The organism is Pseudomonas sp. J452 (genome assembly GCF_024666525.1).
GTDB lineage: Bacteria > Pseudomonadota > Gammaproteobacteria > Pseudomonadales > Pseudomonadaceae > Aquipseudomonas.
Genome location: NZ_CP088294.1, coordinates 2,960,616 through 2,980,012 on the forward strand (window position 1 = coordinate 2,960,616; position 19,397 = coordinate 2,980,012).

Here is a 19,397-nt window from a genome sequence, read left to right on the forward strand (position 1 = left end):
ACGTGACCGAACAACGCTACCTGCTGGCCATCGATAACGGCACCCAGAGCGTGCGCGCGCTGCTCTTCGACCTGGCCGGCAACCTGCTCGGCAAAGGCAAGGTCGAGCTTGAGCCCTATTACTCGGAGCACCCCGGCTGGGCCGAGCAGGACCCGGAGTACTACTGGGCCAGCCTCGGCGAGGCGTGCCGGCGGCTGTGGGCCAGCGTCGAGATCGACAAGGGCCAGATCGCCGGCGTCTCCGTCACTACCCAGCGCGGCACCCTGATCAACGTGGACGAGGCCGGAAAACCGCTGCGCCCGGCGATTCTCTGGCTGGATCAGCGCCGCGCCGAGGTGGCCGGGCACATCAAGGGTCCCTGGGGTTGGCTGTTCAAGCTGATCCGCGAAGAGGCCACGGTGGATTATTTTCGCGCCCAGGCCGAGGCCAACTGGATTGCCCAGCAGCAGCCGGACATCTGGGCGCGTACGCACAAGTTCCTCTTGCTGTCGGGCTTTCTCACCCATCGCCTGAGCGGCCGTTTCGCCGACTCGGTGGGCAGTTGCGTGGCCTACCTGCCGTTCGACTACAAGCGCCTGTGCTGGGCCAAACCCAGCGACTGGAAGTGGCAGGCCATCCCGGTCCGGCCGTCGATGCTGCCCGAGCTGGTCAAGCCGGGTGAGCGCCTGGGCTGCATTACGGCCGAGGCCAGCCGGCATACCGGCATCCCCGCAGGCCTGCCGCTGATCGCCGCGGCCTCGGACAAGGCCTGCGAGGTGATCGGTGCCGGCGGCGTGGAGCCGAGCACGGCCTGCCTGTCCTATGGCACCACGGCGACCATCAACACCACGCGTTCGACCTACCTGGAAACCATCCCACTGATCCCGCCCTATCCGGCGGCGATTCCCGACCACTACAACACCGAGGTCATGATCTTCCGTGGCTTCTGGATGGTCAGCTGGTTCAAGGAGCAGTTCGGCCACGCCGAGCGCCAGCGTGGCCTGGAGCTGGGGGTGGAGGCGGAAACCCTGTTCGATGAGCTGGTCAACAGCGTGCCGCCCGGCTCCATGGGTCTGACGCTGCAGCCGTTCTGGTCGCCGGGCATCCGTGAGCCGGGCCTGGAAGCCAAGGGCTCGATCATCGGCTTCGGTGACGTGCACACCCGTGCGCACCTCTATCGCGCCATTCTCGAAGGCCTGGCCTATGGCCTGCGTCAGGGCAAGGAGAAGATCGAGAAGCGCTCGGGCACCCGCATCAGTCGCTTGCGTATCTCCGGCGGCGGCTCGCAGAGCGATGCGGCCATGCAACTGACCGCCGACATCTTCAACCTGCCGGCCGAGCGCCCGCACCTGTACGAGACTTCCGGCCTCGGTGCGGCCATCGATTGTGCGGTCGGCCTCGGTCTGCACCCGGACTTCCCCACCGCCATCGCGGCCATGACCCGCGTGGGCAAGGTGTTCCAGCCCAACCCGCAGGCGGTGCAGGTCTACGAGCGGCTGTACCGCGAGGTCTATCTGCGCATGTACCAGCAGTTGCGCCCTCTGTACCGCAGTATTCGCGAGATCACCGGCTACCCGGCCTGACACTGCTATGGACAGCTGGTGGGCGGATGGTTAGCGTCTGTCGACCACTTTTCATGGAGGATCACAATGGATAACCCTTACGCGGCACCTAAAACAGCACTCGCAGAAACCGACGAGTCCAGTTTGCAGATCAAGCGAGTCGTGAGCGGGCAGAAGTTTATGATCTCGGCTCTCGGTCTCTATCTGCTGCTAATTGGTGCTTATGCTGTGATTGCTGCGCAAGACGCTGGAAAGGTGACCGTTGAGGCCTTGTCCATCGCTTCACTGGTGGTTCCGGTGTGCTGTCTGGTTCTTGCCATTATCGGCATTCTAAAAGTAGGTGCTGGCATGGGGCGCAGCCGTTTGGCCCGGGCCTTTCATGTGTTCTGTCTATTCCTGCCAACGATCAATCTAATCATTCTTCTCGTGATCAATGCTCGCGCCACCCGCTTCCTTAAACAGGCCGGCTATTCTGTCGGCCTATTCGGCGCTCGGGGGTAGTCGCCAGCACTTTCATGCTATCGACCTGGTCTGCTGTACTCGAATGGGTGAAGAAGAGGGTGTCGCATGAGCGAACGCAAGGCATTGCTGATCCTGCACGGCAAGCAGGCCCTCAACGAAGAAGTACGCGCCGCTGTGCTGGCGCAGCGTGAGGCCGGCTGGGAGTTGGCCGTGCGCCTGACCTGGGAAGCTGGCGACGCCGCGCGCCTGGTCGACGAGGCGCTGGCCGCCGGTTATTCGACTCTGATTGCCGGTGGCGGGGATGGCACCCTGCGCGATGTCGCCGAAGCCATGGCGCTCAGTGATACCCAGGCTTCCCTGGTACTGCTGCCGCTGGGCACGGCCAATGACTTTGCCCGGGCGGCGGGCGTCCCCCTGTTGCCGGGCGAGGCCCTGGCCCTGCTGGATGAGCGGCCCAGGCCCATCGATCTGGGTGAAGTGGATGGCCAGTTGTTCCTCAATATGGCCACCGGTGGTTTTGGTTCGAAGATCACCGCTAATACCTCGGAAGACCTGAAGAAACTGCTCGGTGGTGCGGCCTATTTCCTCACTGGGCTGACGCGCTTCTCCGAGGTGCATTCGGCGTTCGGGCGTTTCCAGGGGCCGGATTTCAGTTGGGAAGGTGAGTTTCTCGCCCTCGGCATCGGCAATGGGCGCCAGGCCGGCGGTGGTCATTTGCTGTGTCCACAGGCGCTGGTGGATGACGGTTTGCTGGATATCTGCATCGTGCCGGCACCGCAGGATCTGGTCGGCACCCTGGGCACCTTGCTGTCCGGCGGCATTCTCGGTCTCGAATCGGTATCGGTCAGCGCGCGCTTGCCCTGGGTCGAGGTCGAGGCGGCAGAGGGGCTGGATATCAACCTCGATGGCGAGCCCCTGGAGAGTCGGCGCCTGCGCTTTGCCGTCCGCCCGGGCGCCTTGCGCGTCCACCTGCCGGCGGGCTCGCCACTGCTGCTTGGCTGATGCATGATGGCGCCTGGCCATATGCTTTCATTTAGCCCGCAACTGGCCGATACACTGGCTAGACTCGATTTAGTTAACAGGAGCGCGTAATGGCCGGCATTCTCGATTCAGTGGATCAACGCACCCAACTGGTGGGAGAGAACCGCCTGGAAATCCTTATGTTCCGTCTGGCTGGCAGGCAACTGTTCGCCATCAACGTGTTCAAGGTCCAGGAAGTCCTGCAGCTGCCCAAGCTGACCCTGATGCCGCAGCGCCATCCGCACGTCTGCGGCGTGGTCAACCTGCGCGGGCAGACCCTGCCGGTGATCGACCTGTCCCAGGCCATCGGCATGCGGCCGATTACCCCGAGCGAGAACAGCACCATCATCGTCACCGAGTACAACCGCTCGGTGCAGGCCTTCCTGGTCGGTGGCGTGGATCGCATCCTCAACCTCAACTGGGAATCCATCCTGCCGCCGCCCGGTGGCGCCGGTCGCCAGCATTACCTGACGGCGATCACCAAGGTCGACGACCAGATCGTCGAGATCATCGACGTGGAGAAGGTGCTGTCGGAAATCGCGCCGATGAGCACCAAGGTTTCCGACGAGAAACTCGCCGATCCGCTGCTGGCCAAGGCCGTGGGGCGCGAAGTGCTGCTGGTGGACGACTCCACCGTGGCCCTCAATCAGCTGCGCGAGACCATGTCGCAGCTGGGCCTGCGTACGCATTCGGCCAGCGACGGCCTCAAAGCCCTGCAGCTGCTGAAGAAGTGGGCGGACAGCGGCGAGGTGATGACCGACAAGCTGCTGATGATCTTCACCGATGCGGAAATGCCGGAAATGGACGGTTATCGCCTGACCACGGAGATCCGCAACGACCCGCGCCTGAAAGACCTCTACGTGGTGCTGCACACCTCGCTGTCCGGCAGCTTCAACGAGGCCATGGTGAAGAAGGTCGGCTGCGACAACTTCCTTTCCAAGTTCCAGCCGGACAAGCTGGTCGATGTGATTCGCGAGCGCCTGCAGCTCGACGAATAAGCTGCCACTGGCGCGACGGGCTTGAGCTGGTCGCGTGCTCGCCGTATAACCGGCATCTTTCCCTCAAGGATGCCGGTCATGCAACTCGCCTCCCTCTATCGCTACCCACTCAAGTCAGGCAAGGCCGAAAGCCTGGCCAGCGTGCGCCTGGATGCCTTGGGCGTGGTCGGCGATCGGCGCTGGATGCTGGTGGAGGAGGGCAGTGGCCGTTTCCTCACCCAGCGCCTGTTGCCGCAGATGAGCCAGCTCTCGGCGCTGTGGAATGCGGCGGGCGGGCTGACCCTCAGCGCGCCGGGGCATGACAGCCTGGATGTGCCGCTGCCGGAGGCCGATAGCGACTTGCGCGGGGTGACCGTCTGGCGCGACAGCCTGCGCGTGCCGGATGCCGGTGATGCCGCCGCCGAGTGGCTGAGCTCCTTTATCGGCCGTGCCTGCCGCCTGGTGCAGGTGCCGGAAAGCCGCGCACGGCAGGTTGATACCGGCTATGCCCAGCCCGGCGACAAGGTGGCGTTTGCCGACGGTTTTCCGCTGCTGCTGATTGGCCAGGCTTCGCTGGACGACCTGTCGGCACGCGTCGGCCGGCCGCTGGAGATGCTGCGCTTCCGCCCAAACCTGGTGGTGCAGGGCAGCGCGGCCTTTGCCGAGGACAGCTGGAAGCGTATCCGCATCGGTGCGCTGGAATTCGAGGTGGCCAAGGGCTGCAGCCGCTGCGTGCTGACCACCATCGACCCGCAGACCGGCGAGCGTAGCGCCGACCGCGAGCCGCTGACCACCCTGAAGACCTACCGCGAGCGCGAAGGCGAGGTGTATTTCGGCCAGAACCTGTTGCCGCGTGGTATCGGCGAATTGCAGGTCGGCATGTCAGTGGAAGTGCTGGAGTAGCCCGGATGCAATCCGGGGGCTTTCTCGGTAGCCATTCCCGGATTGCATCCGGGCTACGGTTCTGTTTGCTTTAGAACCTGTTCATGAGCTTGCGAGCTAGAGAAAAACAAGGCGAAGACAGCTGAGGAAGCGGAGTTGACTGGTGTCAATGAGCATGACTCGTTGCACTCGCCCTGCGGGTCGCGCTAAAGCGCGCTAGTCACAGGTGACTTTCCGAAGCTGTCTTCAACGCAGTTTTTCCGACGCGCAGCTGCTCATGGGCAGGTTCTCACTGATCGTCGAAGAAGCGTTCATGCCAGTCCACCAGCGGTGTGGGGGCGTTGAGCTTCTGTCCGTAGATCACCGAGTAAGACAGCACGTTCTGCACGTACTGGCGGGTTTCGTCGAACGGGATGTTCTCCACCCACACGTCGAAGGCCAGGTGGTCGGCGCCGCGCAGCCACTGGCGCACGCGCCCCGGGCCGGCGTTATAGGCAGCCGAGGCGAGCACGCGGTTGCCGTTGAACTGGCCGTGCACCTGGCTCAGGTAGGCGGCGCCGAGCTGGATGTTCTTCTCCGGCACTAGGGCCTGCTGCGGGTTAGCTAGGGCAATGCCGAACTTGCGCGCGGTTTCCTTGGCCGTGGCCGGCATCAGCTGCATCAGGCCCATGGCGCCGACCGGTGAGCGGGCGTCGGCCATGAAGGCGCTTTCCTGGCGGGTGATGGCGAACACCCAGCTGGAATGCAGGCCGCGCAGCTTGGCCTGTTGCGTCAGGCTGGCTTTGTGCGCCATCGGGAAGCGGATATCCAGGTCGTCCCAGTACTGCGCCTGGCTGATGGTGCGGATGGCCGGGAAGTACCACTCTTTATCGAAGGCCAGGCGGGCCTGGGCGACCAATTCGTCGCGGCTGAACAGGCGACTGACGTGATACCACTCGCGGCGCCCGTCGACGATCTGGCCACGGTCGTGGAACTCCAGGGCGCGGCGAATGCCGGCGGTATTGCGGACCTTCTGCACCAACTGCGGGTCGAGGGCCAGTGGCTTGTTGTTCAGGCTGTAAGGCGATTCGATGCGGTCGGCGGCGAGGAAGCCGTAGAAGTCACGCTCCTTGGCCAGCGGCTGATACAGGGCCTGCACTTGCGGGTTTTGCGGCTGCGCCAGTTGCAGACTGCGTGCTTGCCAGTAGCGCCAGCGGGGCGTTGAGGCCAGATCGGCCGGTAGGCGGCTGGTCAGCTGGTAGGCATCGTCCCAGCGCCCGTGGCGCAGCAGCAGGCGGGCGCGCCATTCGGAAACGGTGTTGTCGCGCAGCTGCGGATCGTACTTGCTCATCACGTCCAGGCCGCGCATGTCGAAGCGCTTGGCCAGGGTCAGGCCGATCTCGCGGGCGATGGCGACTTTCTCATCGTCGGAGAAACTCATCTTGCCGGCGTAGACGTCGAGCAGGCTCAGGGCCTTCTCCGGATCCTGGCGGGCCAGGCGGCGCAGACCCAGGCCGACGACATCGGCCATGGCCCGGTCGGCCGGGGTGAAGCGGGCGCTCTGAGTCAGCAGCAGCGGCTTTTGCGCCACCTCGACCAGCAGCTTGCCTTGCTTGTCGAGGCTCGGCAGGCCTTTGACCAGGTAGCTGGCGAGGCCATAGTTGCGCGCTTCGGCGGCCAGTTTGGCGCGTTTCCAGCGGCGCTCCTCGGTCAGTTGGCCGTCGGCGCGCCAGATGTTGAAGAGTACGTCGCAGGCTTCCGGCTGGGATTTGCCGACCAGCCAGAGCTTCTCGGTGGTGACATTGCCTTCGGCCTTCATGCCGTGCTTGAGCTGGTACTGGCCGTAGAGGCAGTCCAGTTCGGTGAAATTCAGCTTGGGATCGTAGTAATTGATGAAGGTCTGCCATTCACCGCGTTCGGCCAGCCAGCGCAACCAGCGCAGCTTCATCCAGCCGGCTTGTGGCAGGTCGCCATGCTCGGTGAGAAATTTCTCGATTTCTTCATTGCTGGCCCATTTCAGCCGGGCGGTCAGCTCGTCATAGGCCAGATAAGGTTCCAGCGGGTAGTCGCGCAGGGCATCGGCATAGCGCAGGTAGGGGCCCTTGTTGCCCTTGGCCAGGGCGCGCTTGGCCTCGTCGTACATCTGGCGTTGTTGCGCCAGGCTGGCCGCATGGGCGCTGGGCAGGCTGAAGGTGCAGAGAAGCAGGCAGGAACACAGGCTGAGCAGAGAACGGCGCATGACACTTCCGGGCAGAAGACAGTAGGGTGCAGGCTTCGCCGAGCACCAAATATGTCTAGCTTAGCCTTTTGCGCGATGTCGGTGAAAGCACGCCGCGTTAGCGTGATGTGTGATGCATAAATGCCAGCATGGATTGCCGGCAACTCAGTTAGAATGCGTCCCCGGTTTTTTGGAAGTCGCTCGTCATGACCCTGCTCAAGTTCACCGAAGTTTCCCTGGCCTACGGCGCCATGCCGCTGCTGGACAAGGTGTCCTGGCAAATTGCCCGTGGCGAGCGCGCCTGCATCATCGGTCGTAACGGCACCGGCAAGTCGAGCATGCTGCGCCTGGTCAAGGGCGATCAGATGGCCGATGACGGCGAAATCTGGCGCGCGCCAGGGCTGAAAATCGGCGAACTGCCGCAGGAGCTGCCGCGCGCCGACGAGCGGACGGTATTCGATGTGGTGGCCGAGGGCCTGGCCGGGGTCGGCGAGTTGCTGGCCCGTTATCACCACCTGAGCCAGAACATCCACACTGACGAAGACCTCAACCAGCTCATGCATGTGCAGCAGGAGCTGGAGGCGAAGGACGGCTGGCGCCTGCAGCAGCTGGTCGACAGTACCCTGAGCCGCCTGCAGCTACCGGCCGACAAGACTCTGGCCGAGCTCTCCGGTGGCTGGCGTCGCCGTGTGCTGCTGGCCCAGGCGCTGGTCTCCGAGCCCGATCTGCTGCTGCTCGACGAACCAACCAACCACCTGGATATCGGCGCCATTGCCTGGCTGGAAGAAGCGCTGCTGGGTTTCAACGGTGCGGTTCTGTTTATTACCCACGATCGCTCCTTCCTGCAGAACCTGGCTACGCGCATCCTCGAGCTGGATCGCGGCGGCTTGATCGACTGGAACGGCGACTACGCCAGCTTCCTGGTGCACAAGGAGCAGCAGCTGGCGGCGGAAGAAACCGCCAATGCCCTGTTCGACAAGCGTCTGGCCCAGGAAGAAGTGTGGATTCGCCAGGGCATCAAGGCCCGCCGCACCCGCAACGAAGGGCGCGTGCGCGCACTCAAGGAAATGCGCCAGGAGCGCAGCGAGCGGCGTGAGCGCCAGGGCAAGGCCAATATCCAGCTGGAAACCGCGGACAAGTCCGGCAAACAGGTGATGGTGGTGGAGAGCGTCAGCTTCGCCCACCCAGGCGGCCCCAAGCTGGTCGACGATTTCTCCTTCGTTCTGCAGCGCTCCGACCGCATCGGCCTGCTCGGCGCCAACGGTACGGGCAAGACCACGCTGCTGAAGATGTTGCTCGGCGATCTGCAGCCGACCAGCGGTAAGATCGAGGTGGGTACCAAGCTGGAAGTGGCGTATTTCGACCAATTGCGTCACCAGCTGGAGCCGGAAAAGACGGTGATCGACAACGTCGCCGAGGGTCGCGACTTCATCACCATCGATGGCCAGAACCGCCATGTGCTTAGCTATCTGGGCGACTTCCTGTTCAGCCCGCAGCGTGCCCGTACCCCGGTCAAGGCGCTGTCGGGTGGCGAGCGGGCACGACTGTTGCTGGCCAAGCTGTTCAGCAAACCGGCCAACCTGCTGGTGCTGGACGAACCGACCAACGACCTCGACGTGGAAACCCTCGAGTTGCTCGAAGAGGTGCTGTTGAATTTCCCGGGCACCGTGCTGATGGTCAGCCACGACCGGGCCTTCCTCGACAACGTGGTGACCAGCACCCTGGTGTTCGAGGGCGAAGGGCGCGTGCGCGAGTACGTCGGCGGTTACCAGGACTGGCTGCGCCAGGGCGGTTCGCCACGTCTGCTCGGTGTTGGTGAGAGCAAATCAGGTAAAGCAGAACTGAGCGCGGTGGCACCCGCTGCGCCGGTAGTGGAGCCCGCGGCGGAAGTACCGGCGGCCAAGAAGAAACTCAGCTACAAGCTGCAGCGTGAGCTGGAAGCGATTCCCGGGCAGATCGACGCCCTGGAAAAGCAGCTCGCAGAGCTCCAAGCGCAGATCGCCGCTCCGGCGTTCTATCAGCAGCCGGCGGTTACCACCGCGGCCGTGCTGGATCGCCTGCAGAGCCTGCAAGAAGAACTGGACCAGCTCTTGGAGCGTTGGGCCGAACTGGAAGCCTGAAGAGCCTGTCGGAGAGACGCATGGCGATTGAGTACCGCATCACCCTGGATGACAACCATCAGTTCAGCTACAGGATCGAGCTGGACCGGCCGTACGATGCCCAGAGTGCTGAAACGATGCCCAAGTGGACGCGCCTGGAGCATAACCAGTGCAGCAACTGCCCGTTGAGCAAGGACGAGTTCAGTCACTGCCCGGCTGCCGTCGATCTGCATCGAGTGATCGAGGATTTCCAGGGCTTGCCGGCCGTGAAGAAGGCGCAGGTCTGGGTGCGTACCCCGGAGCGCGAGTACAACAAGCTGGTCGGCTTGGAGGAGGGCTTGCGCTCCTTGCTCGGGGTGATCATGGCGACCAGTGCCTGCCCGGTGCTGGCACGCCTGAAGCCGATGGCGCACAACCACCTGCCGTTCGCCAGCAGTCAGGAGTTCATCCTGCGCACCATTTCCCTATACCTGACCCGCCAGTATTTCAACTTCCGTGAGGGGCGTCGCCCGGATTGGGAGCTTAAAGGGTTGGTCAAGCAGTTCCAGCAGTTGCAGCTGGTCAATCAGGCCTTCTGGCAGCGGATTCTGGATGTCTGTGAAGGTGATTCAAACCTCAAGGCCTTCCTCACCTTCTTCTCCATGTCGTCGAGCATGACCGTGTCGCTGGAGACGCAGCTGCAGAAGATCCGCCCGCTGGTCATGAGTGCCGGCGACGCCATCGAATAGGGCGCCTCGGCGCCCGGGGTTCAGCTCGGCTTCTTCAGGCGCACGGCCAATACGTCGCATGGCGCACCATGCAGCACGTCATTGGCCGTTGAGCCGAGCAGCAGGGCCAGGCCGTGGCGCCCATGGCTGCCGACCACGATCAGATCGCAGCCCTGTTCCGTCGCCAGGCGGTGAATCTCCTGGCGCGGTTGGCCGTATACAAGATGGCGCTGTTCGCTGACCAGTTGTGGGTAACGCCCGGCAAAGCTTTGCAGGCGCTCACGGGCCTGGTCGAACTGCTGCTGTTGCAGCAGCGACAGATCCATCGGCACGTCACCGCCAAAGGCCATCGCCATCGGTTCGATGATATGCACCAGGGACGCCTTGGCCGTGCTGCTGGTCGCCAGCTCCAAGGCGCGAACCACCACTGGGTGGCATTCTTCGGTCAGGTCGACGGCAATCAGAATGTGCTGATAGGGCATGAGCGTTTCCTCCTTGGTTGAGGCAGCCTTTTATAAACAGTATGGCTTGCCTGCTTCATAACACAGGCTTTTGCCGCAGGGTGACAGATATGACCTGGTGGATCGTGGTTTTGCTGGTTGCTATGGCGCTCAGTCCGCTGGTCTGGCTGCGCCCTTCGCGCCTGCAGAGTGGGCAGATGGCCCAGCGTCTGGCGGCGCGTCGTCTGGGGCTGGGCATGCAGCTGACGCAGCAGGAGTGGCCGCATTGGCTGGAGTCCAGCCCGCCTCACAGCTGTGCCCAATACCATCGGCCCCGGCGCAGTGGTCGTAGCGATTGCTGGAGCTATTGGCAGAGCGCTCCGGGGCTGTGGCTCAACCAGTGGCGCGAACCTTGTAGCGACCCTGCGTTGCAGGAATGCCTACGCGAGTTGCCAGCGGATGTCTACAAGGTAGAGGCCGGGGCGCAGATGATTGCGTTGTACTGGGGGGAGCGGGGTGGCGAGGTCGAGCTGGGTGCAATCGCCGGTGCATTAGCCAAGCTGGCCTGATAGGTTTAGTGCCGCTATCCGTAGCATTATTTGCCCTGTGAATGTCCTTTATCAGAACGTCGAAGTGCTCTGGAATGCGGGTGTCGCTAGTGTTTTGTGGCTTTTAGGTCGATTCTGGTCATTGCGTGACGCTGTGCTCATTTGCTGCACCAGTGTCGGGCAATTGACAATTGCCTGGTTTTCACAGAATGTGTGCGCACCCAAGTCAAACGGGCGTATGAATTGAGTGTTTGCCGACCTCGGCAGCGCCTATACAGCCCGATTATCGCATCGGTGGGTGTGCCAAGCCGATTGCGGCTATGCTCGACGGCTGCGCCGCGGGCAAGCCTGCTAGTTGGCTCCGATGTGTACTGTTCAGCTTCCATACCGTGGAGATCAGTTGATGATTTACGAAGGTAAAGCCATCACGGTTAAGGCTCTTGAGAGCGGCATCGTCGAATTGAATTTCGACCTCAAGGGTGAGTCCGTTAACAAGTTCAACCGTCTCACTCTGAGCGAGTTGCGCCAGTCCGTAGACGCCATCAAGGCTGACGGTTCGATCAAGGGCGTAATCGTTACCAGCGGCAAAGACGTGTTCATCGTCGGTGCCGACATCACCGAGTTCGTCGATAACTTCAAGTTGCCCGACGAAGAGCTGGTAGCCGGCAACCTCGAAGCCAACAAGATCTTCAGCGACTTCGAAGACCTCGATGTGCCGACCGTAGTGGCCATCAACGGCATCGCCCTGGGTGGCGGTTTCGAAATGTGCCTGGCCGCTGACTACCGTGTTGCTGCAGAAACCGCCAAGGTTGGCCTGCCGGAAGTCAAACTGGGTATCTACCCGGGCTTCGGTGGCACCGTGCGCCTGCCGCGCGTGATCGGCACCGACAACGCCATCGAGTGGATCGCTTCCAGCAAGGAAGCCAAAGCTGCCGATGCTCTGAAAGTAGGCGCGGTCGACGCTGTCGTCGCTCCGGCCAAACTGCAGGAAGCTGCCCTGGACCTGATCAAGCGCGCCATCTCCGGCGAGCTGGACTACAAGGCCAAGCGTCAGCCCAAGCTGGAAAAGATCAAGCTCAACGCCATTGAGCAGATGATGTCCTTCGAAACCGCCAAAGGTTTCGTTGCTGGCCAGGCCGGCCCGAACTACCCGGCACCGGTCGAAGCGATCAAGACCATCCAGAAAGCCGCCAACTTCGGTCGCGACAAGGCGCTGGAAGTGGAAGCCGCTGGCTTCGTCAAGCTGGCCAAGACTTCGGTTGCGGAAAGCCTGATCGGTCTGTTCCTGAACGACCAGGAACTGAAGAAGAAAGCCAAGCAGTACGACGAAATCGCGCGTGACGTGAAACTGGCCGCCGTACTAGGCGCGGGCATCATGGGTGGCGGTATCGCCTACCAGTCCGCTTCCAAGGGCACCCCGATCCTGATGAAGGATATCCGCGAAGAGGGTATCCAGATGGGTCTGGCCGAGGCTTCCAAGCTGCTCGGCAACCGCGTTGCCAAAGGCCGCATGACCCCGGCGAAGATGGCCGAAGCCCTCACCGCCATTCGTCCGACCATGTCCTACGGTGATTTCGGTAACGTCGACATCGTCGTTGAAGCCGTAGTCGAGAACCCGAAGGTCAAGCAGATCGTTCTGGCCGAAGTGGAAGGCGTGGTTCGCGAAGACGCGATCCTGGCTTCCAACACCTCGACCATTTCCATCAACTTGCTGGCCAAGGCCCTCAAGCGTCCGGAAAACTTCGTCGGCATGCACTTCTTCAACCCGGTGCACATGATGCCGCTGGTTGAAGTCATCCGTGGCGAGAAGTCCAGCGATGTAGCCGTGGCTACCACCGTTGCCTACGCCAAGAAGATGGGCAAGAGCCCGATCGTGGTCAACGACTGCCCGGGCTTCCTGGTCAACCGCGTGCTGTTCCCGTACTTCGGTGGCTTCTCCAAGCTGCTGGCTTTCGGTGTCGACTTCGTGCGTATCGACAAGGTCATGGAGAAGTTCGGCTGGCCCATGGGCCCGGCGTACCTGTCCGACGTGGTCGGTATCGACACTGGCCACCACGGCCGTGACGTGATGGCTGAAGGCTTCCCGGATCGCATGGCTGTTGAAGGCCGTACTGCGGTTGACGTGATGTATGAAGCAGATCGCCTGGGCCAGAAGAACGGCAAAGGCTTCTACTCCTACGAAATGGACAAGCGCGGCAAGCCGAAGAAAGTTTCCGACCCGGTTGCCTACGACCTGCTCAAGTCCATCGTGACCGAGCAGCGTGAAGTAACTGACGAAGACATCATCAACTTCATGATGATCCCGCTGTGCCTGGAAACCGTTCGTTGCCTGGAAGACGGCATCGTTGAAACCGCTGCCGAGGCCGATATGGGCCTGATCTACGGCATCGGCTTCCCGCCCTTCCGTGGTGGTGCACTGCGTTACATCGACTCCATCGGTGTAGCCGAATTCGTGGCCCTGGCTGACAAATATGCCGACCTGGGCGCGCTGTACTACCCGACCGCCAAACTTCGCGAAATGGCCAAAAACGGCCAGAAGTTTTTCGGTTAATCGCGCAACGATCAGAGCGAGAGTAGAGATATGAGCCTGAATCCGAGAGACGCAGTCATTGTCGACTTCGGCCGTACCCCGATGGGTCGTTCCAAAGGTGGCATGCACCGCAACACCCGTGCCGAGACCATGTCGGCACACCTGATCAGCGGCGTCCTGGCCCGCAACACCAAGCTGGACCCGGCTGAAGTCGAAGACGTGATCTGGGGCTGCGTCAACCAGACCCTGGAGCAGGGCTGGAACATCGCGCGCATGGCGTCGCTGATGACCCCGATCCCGCACACCAGCGCTGCGCAAACCGTGAGCCGCCTGTGTGGTTCCTCCATGAGCGCCCTGCACACTGCCGTGCAGGCGATCCAGACCGGCAACGGCGACGTGTTCGTGGTTGGCGGCGTGGAGCACATGGGCCACGTCAGCATGATGCACGGCGTCGATCCGAACCCGCACCTGTCCCTGTACGCTGCCAAGGCGTCGGGCATGATGGGTCTGACCGCTGAAATGCTCGGCAAGATGCACGGCATCAGCCGCGAGCAGCAGGATGCGTTCGGTGAGCGTTCGCACCGCCTGGCCCACAAGGCCACCGTCGAAGGCAAGTTCAAGGATGAAATCATCCCGATGCAAGGCTACGACGAGAACGGCTTCCTGAAGGTGTTCGACTTCGACGAAACCATTCGTCCGGAAACCACCCTGGAAAGCCTGGCTGCACTGAGGCCGGCGTTCAACCCGAAAGGCGGCACCGTGACTGCGGGTACTTCCTCGCAGATCACCGACGGCGCTTCCTGCATGATCGTCATGTCCGCCCAGCGCGCCCAGGACCTCGGCATCCAGCCGCTGGCCGTGGTGCGTGGCATGGCCGTACACGGTGTCGATCCGGCGATCATGGGTTACGGCCCGGTGCCGTCGACTCAGAAAGCCCTCAAGCGTGCCGGTCTGACCATGGACGACATCGACTTCGTTGAACTCAACGAAGCCTTCGCCGCCCAGGCCCTGCCTGTGCTGAAAGACCTGAAACTCCTCGACAAGATGGAGCAGAAGGTTAACCTGCACGGCGGCGCCATCGCTCTGGGCCACCCGTTCGGCTGCTCCGGTGCGCGTATCTCCGGTACCCTGCTGAACGTGATGAAGCAGAATGGCGGCACCCTCGGTGTATCGACCATGTGCATTGGCCTCGGCCAGGGCATCACCACCGTCTTCGAACGCGTCTAAGCGTTTCGAGATGGAAGAACCGGGGCCCTGTGCCCCGGTTTTTGTTTTTGGGTAACCCGCTGCGGGAGTCGAATCATGCAACTGCAACCCGGCTTGTACCGTCACTACAAGGGCCCGCAATACCGTGTGTTCGGTGTCGCCCGGCATTCCGAGACGGAAGAGGATGTGGTGGTTTACCAGGCCCTGTACGGTGAGTTCGGCCTGTGGGTCAGGCCGCTGGAGATGTTCTGTAGCACGGTCGAGGTGGACGGCGAGACAGTCCCGCGCTTTGCTTTGATCGAGGCCGAACCGGCACGTTTCGCCAAGGAGTGAGCAAGCAGCGCGCTTGACCTCACCTCGACGGCCACTATATATAGCGGTGCCTTTAGCGGCGCCGCCCGCTTTTACTCTCAGAATTCAGGAATTTTCCAATCCATGGGCAAATCGCTGGTCATCGTGGAATCCCCGGCCAAGGCCAAGACCATCAACAAGTACCTGGGCAACCAGTACGTGGTGAAGTCGAGCATCGGCCATATCCGTGACCTGCCTACCAGCGGTTCGGCCAGTAGCGCCAAGGAGCCCGTCAAGCGCGGCAAGGCTGCCGCGGGCGAGGCGCCGGCACTGTCGCCCAAGGAAAAGGCCAAGCGTCAGCTGGTGTCGCGCATGGGCGTCGATCCGGAACATGGCTGGAAGGCCAAGTACGAGATCCTCCCCGGCAAGGAAAAGGTGATCGAGGAGCTGCGCCGCCTGGCCAAGGATGCCGACACCATCTATCTCGCAACCGACTTGGATCGCGAGGGGGAAGCCATTGCCTGGCACCTGCGCGAAGCCATCGGTGGTGATGACAGCCGCTACAAGCGCGTGGTGTTCAACGAAATCACCAAGAAGGCCATCCAGGAGGCCTTCTCCCAGCCCGGCGAGCTCGATATCAACCGGGTCAATGCCCAGCAGGCGCGGCGCTTCCTCGATCGCGTGGTGGGCTACATGGTCTCGCCGCTGCTGTGGCAGAAGATTGCCCGTGGCCTGTCCGCCGGCCGCGTGCAGTCGGTGGCGGTGAAGCTGGTGGTCGAGCGCGAGAAAGAAATCCGCGCCTTCGTCCCGGAAGAATACTGGGAGCTGCATGCCGACCTCGGCACCGCCAAGGCCGCCACCGTGCGTTTCGAGGTGGTCCGCGAGAAGGGCGAAGCCTTCAAGCCGGTCAATGAAGCGCAGGCCATGGCCGCGCTGGAAAAGCTCAAGTCGTCCGCCTACAGCATCGCCAAGCGTGAAGACCGACCGACCAGCAGCAAGCCGTCGGCGCCGTACATCACGTCGACCCTGCAGCAGGCGGCGAGCAACCGCCTCGGTTTCGGCGTGAAGAAGACCATGATGATGGCCCAGCGTCTGTATGAGGCTGGCTACATCACCTATATGCGTACCGACTCGACCAACCTCTCGGCCGATGCCGTGGAGATGGTGCGTGGCTTCATCGAGAGCGAGTACGGCAAGAAGTACCTGCCGGCCAAGCCGAATGTCTATTCGAGCAAGGAGGGCGCCCAGGAGGCGCACGAAGCGATCCGTCCGTCCGACGTCAACCTGCGTCCGACCCAGATTTCCGGCATGGAGCGCGACGCTGAGCGCCTCTACGAGCTGATCTGGCGCCAGTTCGTCGCCTGCCAGATGCCGCCAGCCGAATACCTGTCGACCAGCGTCACCGTGGCCGCCGGCACCTTCGAGCTGCGCGCTAAGGGCCGTATCCTCAAGTTCGACGGTTACACCAAGGCGCAGCCGCAGCAGAGCAAACCCGGCGAAGACGACGTACTGCCGGATATGAACGAGGGCGAGGCGCTCAAGCTGATCAAGCTCGACCCCAGCCAGCACTTCACCAAACCGCCGGCACGCTTCTCCGAAGCTAGCCTGGTCAAGGAGCTGGAGAAGCGCGGTATCGGTCGTCCGTCGACCTACGCGGCGATCATCTCGACCATCCAGGAGCGTGGCTACGTGGCGGTGCAGAACCGTCGCTTCTACGCCGAGAAGATGGGTGATATCGTCACCGAGCGCCTCAACGAAAGCTTCTCCAACCTGATGGACTACGGCTTTACCGCCGGCATGGAAGAGCATCTGGATGACGTGGCCCAGGGTGAGCGCGACTGGAAGCACGTGCTTGACGATTTCTACGGCGACTTCAAGAAGAAGCTGGAAGTGGCGGAAGTGGCCGACAGCGGCATGCGTGCCAACCAGCCGACCCTGACCGATATCGCCTGCCGCGATTGCGGGCGGCCGATGATGATCCGTACCGCCTCCACCGGCGTGTTCCTCGGCTGCTCCGGCTACGCCCTGCCGCCGAAAGAACGCTGCAAGGCCACCATCAACCTGATTCCGGGCGACGAAATCGCCGCCGATGACGAAGGTGAGTCCGAGTCGCGTGTGCTGCTGAACAAGCACCGTTGCCCGATCTGCGCCACCGCGATGGATGCCTACCTGCTGGATGAAACCCGCAAGCTGCATATCTGCGGCAACAACCCGGATTGCTCAGGTTACGAGATCGAACAGGGCCAGTACCGCATCAAGGGCTACGAAGGGCCGAGCCTGGAGTGCGACAAGTGTGGCAGTGAGATGCAGTTGAAGACCGGTCGTTTCGGCAAGTTCTTCGGTTGCACCAACAGCACCTGCAAGAACACCCGCAAGCTGCTGCGCAGCGGCGAGGCGGCGCCGCCGAAGATGGACGCGGTGCAGATGCCCGAGCTCAAGTGCGAGAAGGTCAACGACACCTACGTGCTGCGTGACGGCGCTTCCGGCCTGTTCCTGGCTGCCAGCCAGTTCCCGAAGAACCGCGAAACCCGTGCGCCGCTGGTGCTGGAGCTGATCCCGCATAAAGACGAGATCGATCCCAAGTATCACTTCCTGCTGGAGGCGCCGAAGAAGGATCCGGAAGGCCGTCCGGCGGTTATCCGCTACAGCCGCAAGACCAAGGAGCAGTATGTGCAGAGCGAGGTGGACGGCAAGCCCACCGGCTGGCGCGCCTTCTTCTCGGGCGGCAAGTGGAAAGTGGAAAGCAAGGGCTGAGTCGTCCTGCTTGCCCGCTGGCTGCTGGAGCCAGCGGGTGATTTGCCCCGCATGAGTTTGGAGGGCCTTGCCATGGCGCATGAGCTGTATACCCGCACCAATCAGAAGATCTATTTCGCCGGTCTGGCGCTGGAGAACCTGCGCAAGGCCGAGGCGGGCGCGTCCATGCACGGCCAGGGGCAGGTGCAGGCCGAACGTGAGGCTGCGCTATTCCATCTGTACGGCGCGTTGCTCGGGCTGTGCCATGAGATTGCCGGCTACTACCGTCTGCCGGAAGCCAATGTGCCGCGTGCCGAGTTGTTGCTGAATCAGGCTGTGTTGCAGGCGGCGCCGAGTCCTGAATTGGCCGAGCTGGTCGAGCTGGCACAGCAGTCGGAAACCTGGCTGGCGCAACTGCTGCAGGCCTACGCCAAGCTGTTCCAGCCACCACTGGCGCCGAAGACGGCCAAGGTCGATCCTACCTTGCCGCTGATCCAGGCGGTCAGTGTCGAAGAAGAAGTGCCGCAATTGGGGCGCGAAGAGCTGGAAGCCTGGCGTCAGCAGCTTAAGCAGCTGGCCCTGCGCTTTCGCGAGTCGCTCAGCGAGTGCTGAGTGCAAAGAACCTGTTTACGATCTTCTGAATTAGAGCCAGGCAAGGCCAAACGACCAACGGGAGTAACAGCCGCAGGCTGGCCCGAAGGGTGAGCGCCAGCGAATCAAACGGCCGAGGAAGCGCAGTTTACGAGCTGTAAATGAGCATGACTCGTTTCACTCGCCCTTCGGGTCGCGCTGAAGCGCGTTAGCCGCAAGCGGCTTGCGGAGGCCGTTTTTAACGCGGTATGGCCGCGAGTCAGGAGATCGCAAACAGGTTCTAAGGGATGGGTGGGCTAGGGCGGTTCTCCCTTGGCTGGTACACTGCCCATCTGATTGGAGAATTTTGCTATGCCTACATCCTTCCTGGAAATCGTTGAGCTTCCTGACGGCCGCATTGCCTTGCGTCGTGCCGAGGATGAGGAAACCCTGGTAACCCTGGATTTCTCCGCCGATGCCAAAGCCTTTTTGCAGGGGCAACACGTCGAAGTGGCCAAGGCCATGCTCAATGTCGGCGTGCAAATGGCCGGGCGCCTTGCCGAAGGCGATATGGAGCATGACGATCAGCCGCGGGTGCTGCACTGATCCAGCCCGCATGAGTGACGCTTGATCATTTCAGGCAAGCGTTAGCGCAATACCCTCTTGCACAGAAACATCTTCCACAGACTTCGGGTGGGGCAAGCTGCCCCTGGCCAATCAATCCAGACGAATATTCAGACTCTGTGCACTGCCCAGTCGGGCTGAGCAGCTCAGGCTCAGGCGTTGAGCTGGTTGCAGTTTGATCCAGCTGATCACGGTGTGGCTGCGGCCCAGGCGCAGTGCTTCACTGGCGAGATCGAAGCTGTTCTGTCCGGCGCGCGGCTGCAGCACCAGCAAGCGATCCAGGTTGAGACCGGCACTGCGCAGCCAGGCATTGGTCAAGCCGGCGGGTGGGGCGATAAGGGTCAGCCAGCGGGCGTCCTGATTCTGGCTCAGTTCGCGCAGTACCGGGCCCAGCAGGTGGCGGCAGTGATTCAGCGAGCCAGACAGCGATAGCTCGCTGAAGGGCTCTGACTCTTCTGCCCAGGAGGGCAGTTCAACGCTATCGGTGAGTTGAGGAACCAGGCTCTGGCCCAGGAAAGCTTCGAACAGCGGAAGTTGCGAACGATTCAGCGACTGCGGGAACTGCATGAA

General features: G+C 62.3%; 17 protein-coding genes. 14 read left to right on the forward strand and 3 right to left on the reverse strand.

What is annotated here, in order from left to right:
• Window positions 1–2 precede the first annotated feature (2 nt).
• The 5 genes from LRS11_RS13395 (at window position 3) to LRS11_RS13415 (ending at window position 4,903) form a co-directional block, all read left to right on the forward strand.
• Window positions 3–1,562 carry an FGGY-family carbohydrate kinase gene (locus LRS11_RS13395; protein ID WP_260493468.1) on the forward strand — a complete coding sequence of 520 codons (1,560 nt, stop codon included), beginning with the start codon at window positions 3–5 and terminating at the stop codon, window positions 1,560–1,562.
• Between the two features lie 66 nt (window positions 1,563–1,628).
• The gene (locus tag LRS11_RS13400) at window positions 1,629–2,042 is read left to right on the forward strand and encodes a hypothetical protein (RefSeq protein ID WP_260493469.1); all 414 of its coding nucleotides are present in this window, start codon (window positions 1,629–1,631) and stop codon (window positions 2,040–2,042) included.
• Window positions 2,043–2,108: 66 nt separating this feature from the next.
• Window positions 2,109–3,005 carry a lipid kinase YegS gene (gene yegS, locus LRS11_RS13405; RefSeq protein ID WP_260493470.1) on the forward strand — a complete coding sequence of 299 codons (897 nt, stop codon included), beginning with the start codon at window positions 2,109–2,111 and terminating at the stop codon, window positions 3,003–3,005.
• Window positions 3,006–3,094: 89 nt separating this feature from the next.
• Window positions 3,095–4,021: a chemotaxis protein CheV gene (locus LRS11_RS13410; protein ID WP_182834719.1), complete on the forward strand. Its 927-nt coding sequence runs from the start codon at window positions 3,095–3,097 to the stop codon at window positions 4,019–4,021.
• A 78-nt stretch (window positions 4,022–4,099) separates the two neighbouring features.
• Window positions 4,100–4,903 (forward strand): MOSC domain-containing protein, encoded by an 804-nt coding sequence (locus LRS11_RS13415; RefSeq protein WP_409519731.1) that lies wholly within the window; start codon window positions 4,100–4,102, stop codon window positions 4,901–4,903.
• A gap of 268 nt (window positions 4,904–5,171) precedes the next feature.
• On the opposite strand, the gene LRS11_RS13420 is transcribed toward LRS11_RS13415, so the two are convergent.
• On the reverse strand, window positions 5,172–7,100 hold the full coding sequence (locus tag LRS11_RS13420) for a transglycosylase SLT domain-containing protein (RefSeq protein ID WP_260493472.1): 1,929 nt from the start codon (window positions 7,098–7,100) through the stop codon (window positions 5,172–5,174).
• A gap of 185 nt (window positions 7,101–7,285) precedes the next feature.
• Here LRS11_RS13420 and LRS11_RS13425 point away from each other — a divergent pair, with 185 nt between their 5' ends.
• Together LRS11_RS13425 and LRS11_RS13430 are read left to right on the forward strand one after the other, a co-directional pair.
• Entirely contained in the window at window positions 7,286–9,199 is a 1,914-nt protein-coding gene (locus LRS11_RS13425) for an ATP-binding cassette domain-containing protein (protein WP_260493473.1), read from the forward strand.
• A gap of 20 nt (window positions 9,200–9,219) precedes the next feature.
• Complete coding sequence (locus tag LRS11_RS13430) at window positions 9,220–9,906, forward strand: DUF6901 family protein (RefSeq protein WP_260493474.1); 687 nt, start codon at window positions 9,220–9,222, stop codon at window positions 9,904–9,906.
• A gap of 20 nt (window positions 9,907–9,926) precedes the next feature.
• On the opposite strand, the gene LRS11_RS13435 is transcribed toward LRS11_RS13430, so the two are convergent.
• Window positions 9,927–10,367 (reverse strand): universal stress protein, encoded by a 441-nt coding sequence (locus LRS11_RS13435; RefSeq protein ID WP_173205294.1) that lies wholly within the window; start codon window positions 10,365–10,367, stop codon window positions 9,927–9,929.
• Window positions 10,368–10,456: 89 nt separating this feature from the next.
• Between LRS11_RS13435 and LRS11_RS13440 the strand changes: the two genes are divergently transcribed.
• The 7 genes from LRS11_RS13440 to LRS11_RS13470 all read left to right on the forward strand — a co-directional run bounded on the left by LRS11_RS13440 (window position 10,457) and on the right by LRS11_RS13470 (window position 18,809).
• Window positions 10,457–10,894 carry a hypothetical protein gene (locus tag LRS11_RS13440; protein ID WP_260493475.1) on the forward strand — a complete coding sequence of 146 codons (438 nt, stop codon included), beginning with the start codon at window positions 10,457–10,459 and terminating at the stop codon, window positions 10,892–10,894.
• Between the two features lie 382 nt (window positions 10,895–11,276).
• Window positions 11,277–13,424 carry a fatty acid oxidation complex subunit alpha FadB gene (gene fadB, locus LRS11_RS13445; protein WP_260493476.1) on the forward strand — a complete coding sequence of 716 codons (2,148 nt, stop codon included), beginning with the start codon at window positions 11,277–11,279 and terminating at the stop codon, window positions 13,422–13,424.
• A gap of 30 nt (window positions 13,425–13,454) precedes the next feature.
• Entirely contained in the window at window positions 13,455–14,630 is a 1,176-nt protein-coding gene (gene fadA / locus LRS11_RS13450; protein WP_260493477.1) for an acetyl-CoA C-acyltransferase FadA, read from the forward strand.
• 75 nt (window positions 14,631–14,705) lie between these two features.
• Window positions 14,706–14,942, forward strand: coding sequence for a DUF1653 domain-containing protein (locus LRS11_RS13455; protein ID WP_173205307.1), 237 nt, complete (start codon window positions 14,706–14,708; stop codon window positions 14,940–14,942).
• Window positions 14,943–15,044: 102 nt separating this feature from the next.
• Complete coding sequence (gene topA / locus LRS11_RS13460; RefSeq protein ID WP_260493478.1) at window positions 15,045–17,654, forward strand: type I DNA topoisomerase; 2,610 nt, start codon at window positions 15,045–15,047, stop codon at window positions 17,652–17,654.
• A gap of 72 nt (window positions 17,655–17,726) precedes the next feature.
• A complete protein-coding gene (locus LRS11_RS13465) occupies window positions 17,727–18,245 on the forward strand; it encodes a DUF6586 family protein (RefSeq protein ID WP_260493479.1) in 519 nt (172 codons plus the stop codon).
• 330 nt (window positions 18,246–18,575) lie between these two features.
• The gene (locus LRS11_RS13470; protein WP_173205314.1) at window positions 18,576–18,809 is read left to right on the forward strand and encodes a hypothetical protein; all 234 of its coding nucleotides are present in this window, start codon (window positions 18,576–18,578) and stop codon (window positions 18,807–18,809) included.
• A 111-nt stretch (window positions 18,810–18,920) separates the two neighbouring features.
• Here LRS11_RS13470 and sulA read toward each other — a convergent pair whose 3' ends face one another.
• Window positions 18,921–19,394, reverse strand: coding sequence for an SOS-induced cell division inhibitor SulA (gene sulA / locus LRS11_RS13475; protein ID WP_260493480.1), 474 nt, complete (start codon window positions 19,392–19,394; stop codon window positions 18,921–18,923).
• Window positions 19,395–19,397: the final 3 nt, after the last annotated feature.

Coding starts and splice junctions, on each gene's coding strand:
- LRS11_RS13400 (WP_260493469.1), top strand. CDS start 1,629: ATGGATAACCCTTACGCGGCACCTAAAACAGCACTCGCAGAAACCGAC.
- yegS (WP_260493470.1), top strand. CDS start 2,109: ATGAGCGAACGCAAGGCATTGCTGATCCTGCACGGCAAGCAGGCCCTC.
- LRS11_RS13410 (WP_182834719.1), top strand. CDS start 3,095: ATGGCCGGCATTCTCGATTCAGTGGATCAACGCACCCAACTGGTGGGA.
- LRS11_RS13415 (WP_409519731.1), top strand. CDS start 4,100: ATGCAACTCGCCTCCCTCTATCGCTACCCACTCAAGTCAGGCAAGGCC.
- LRS11_RS13420 (WP_260493472.1), bottom strand. CDS start 7,100: ATGCGCCGTTCTCTGCTCAGCCTGTGTTCCTGCCTGCTTCTCTGCACC.
- LRS11_RS13425 (WP_260493473.1), top strand. CDS start 7,286: ATGACCCTGCTCAAGTTCACCGAAGTTTCCCTGGCCTACGGCGCCATG.
- LRS11_RS13430 (WP_260493474.1), top strand. CDS start 9,220: ATGGCGATTGAGTACCGCATCACCCTGGATGACAACCATCAGTTCAGC.
- LRS11_RS13435 (WP_173205294.1), bottom strand. CDS start 10,367: ATGCCCTATCAGCACATTCTGATTGCCGTCGACCTGACCGAAGAATGC.
- LRS11_RS13440 (WP_260493475.1), top strand. CDS start 10,457: ATGACCTGGTGGATCGTGGTTTTGCTGGTTGCTATGGCGCTCAGTCCG.
- fadB (WP_260493476.1), top strand. CDS start 11,277: ATGATTTACGAAGGTAAAGCCATCACGGTTAAGGCTCTTGAGAGCGGC.
- fadA (WP_260493477.1), top strand. CDS start 13,455: ATGAGCCTGAATCCGAGAGACGCAGTCATTGTCGACTTCGGCCGTACC.
- LRS11_RS13455 (WP_173205307.1), top strand. CDS start 14,706: ATGCAACTGCAACCCGGCTTGTACCGTCACTACAAGGGCCCGCAATAC.
- topA (WP_260493478.1), top strand. CDS start 15,045: ATGGGCAAATCGCTGGTCATCGTGGAATCCCCGGCCAAGGCCAAGACC.
- LRS11_RS13465 (WP_260493479.1), top strand. CDS start 17,727: ATGGCGCATGAGCTGTATACCCGCACCAATCAGAAGATCTATTTCGCC.
- LRS11_RS13470 (WP_173205314.1), top strand. CDS start 18,576: ATGCCTACATCCTTCCTGGAAATCGTTGAGCTTCCTGACGGCCGCATT.
- sulA (WP_260493480.1), bottom strand. CDS start 19,394: ATGCAGTTCCCGCAGTCGCTGAATCGTTCGCAACTTCCGCTGTTCGAA.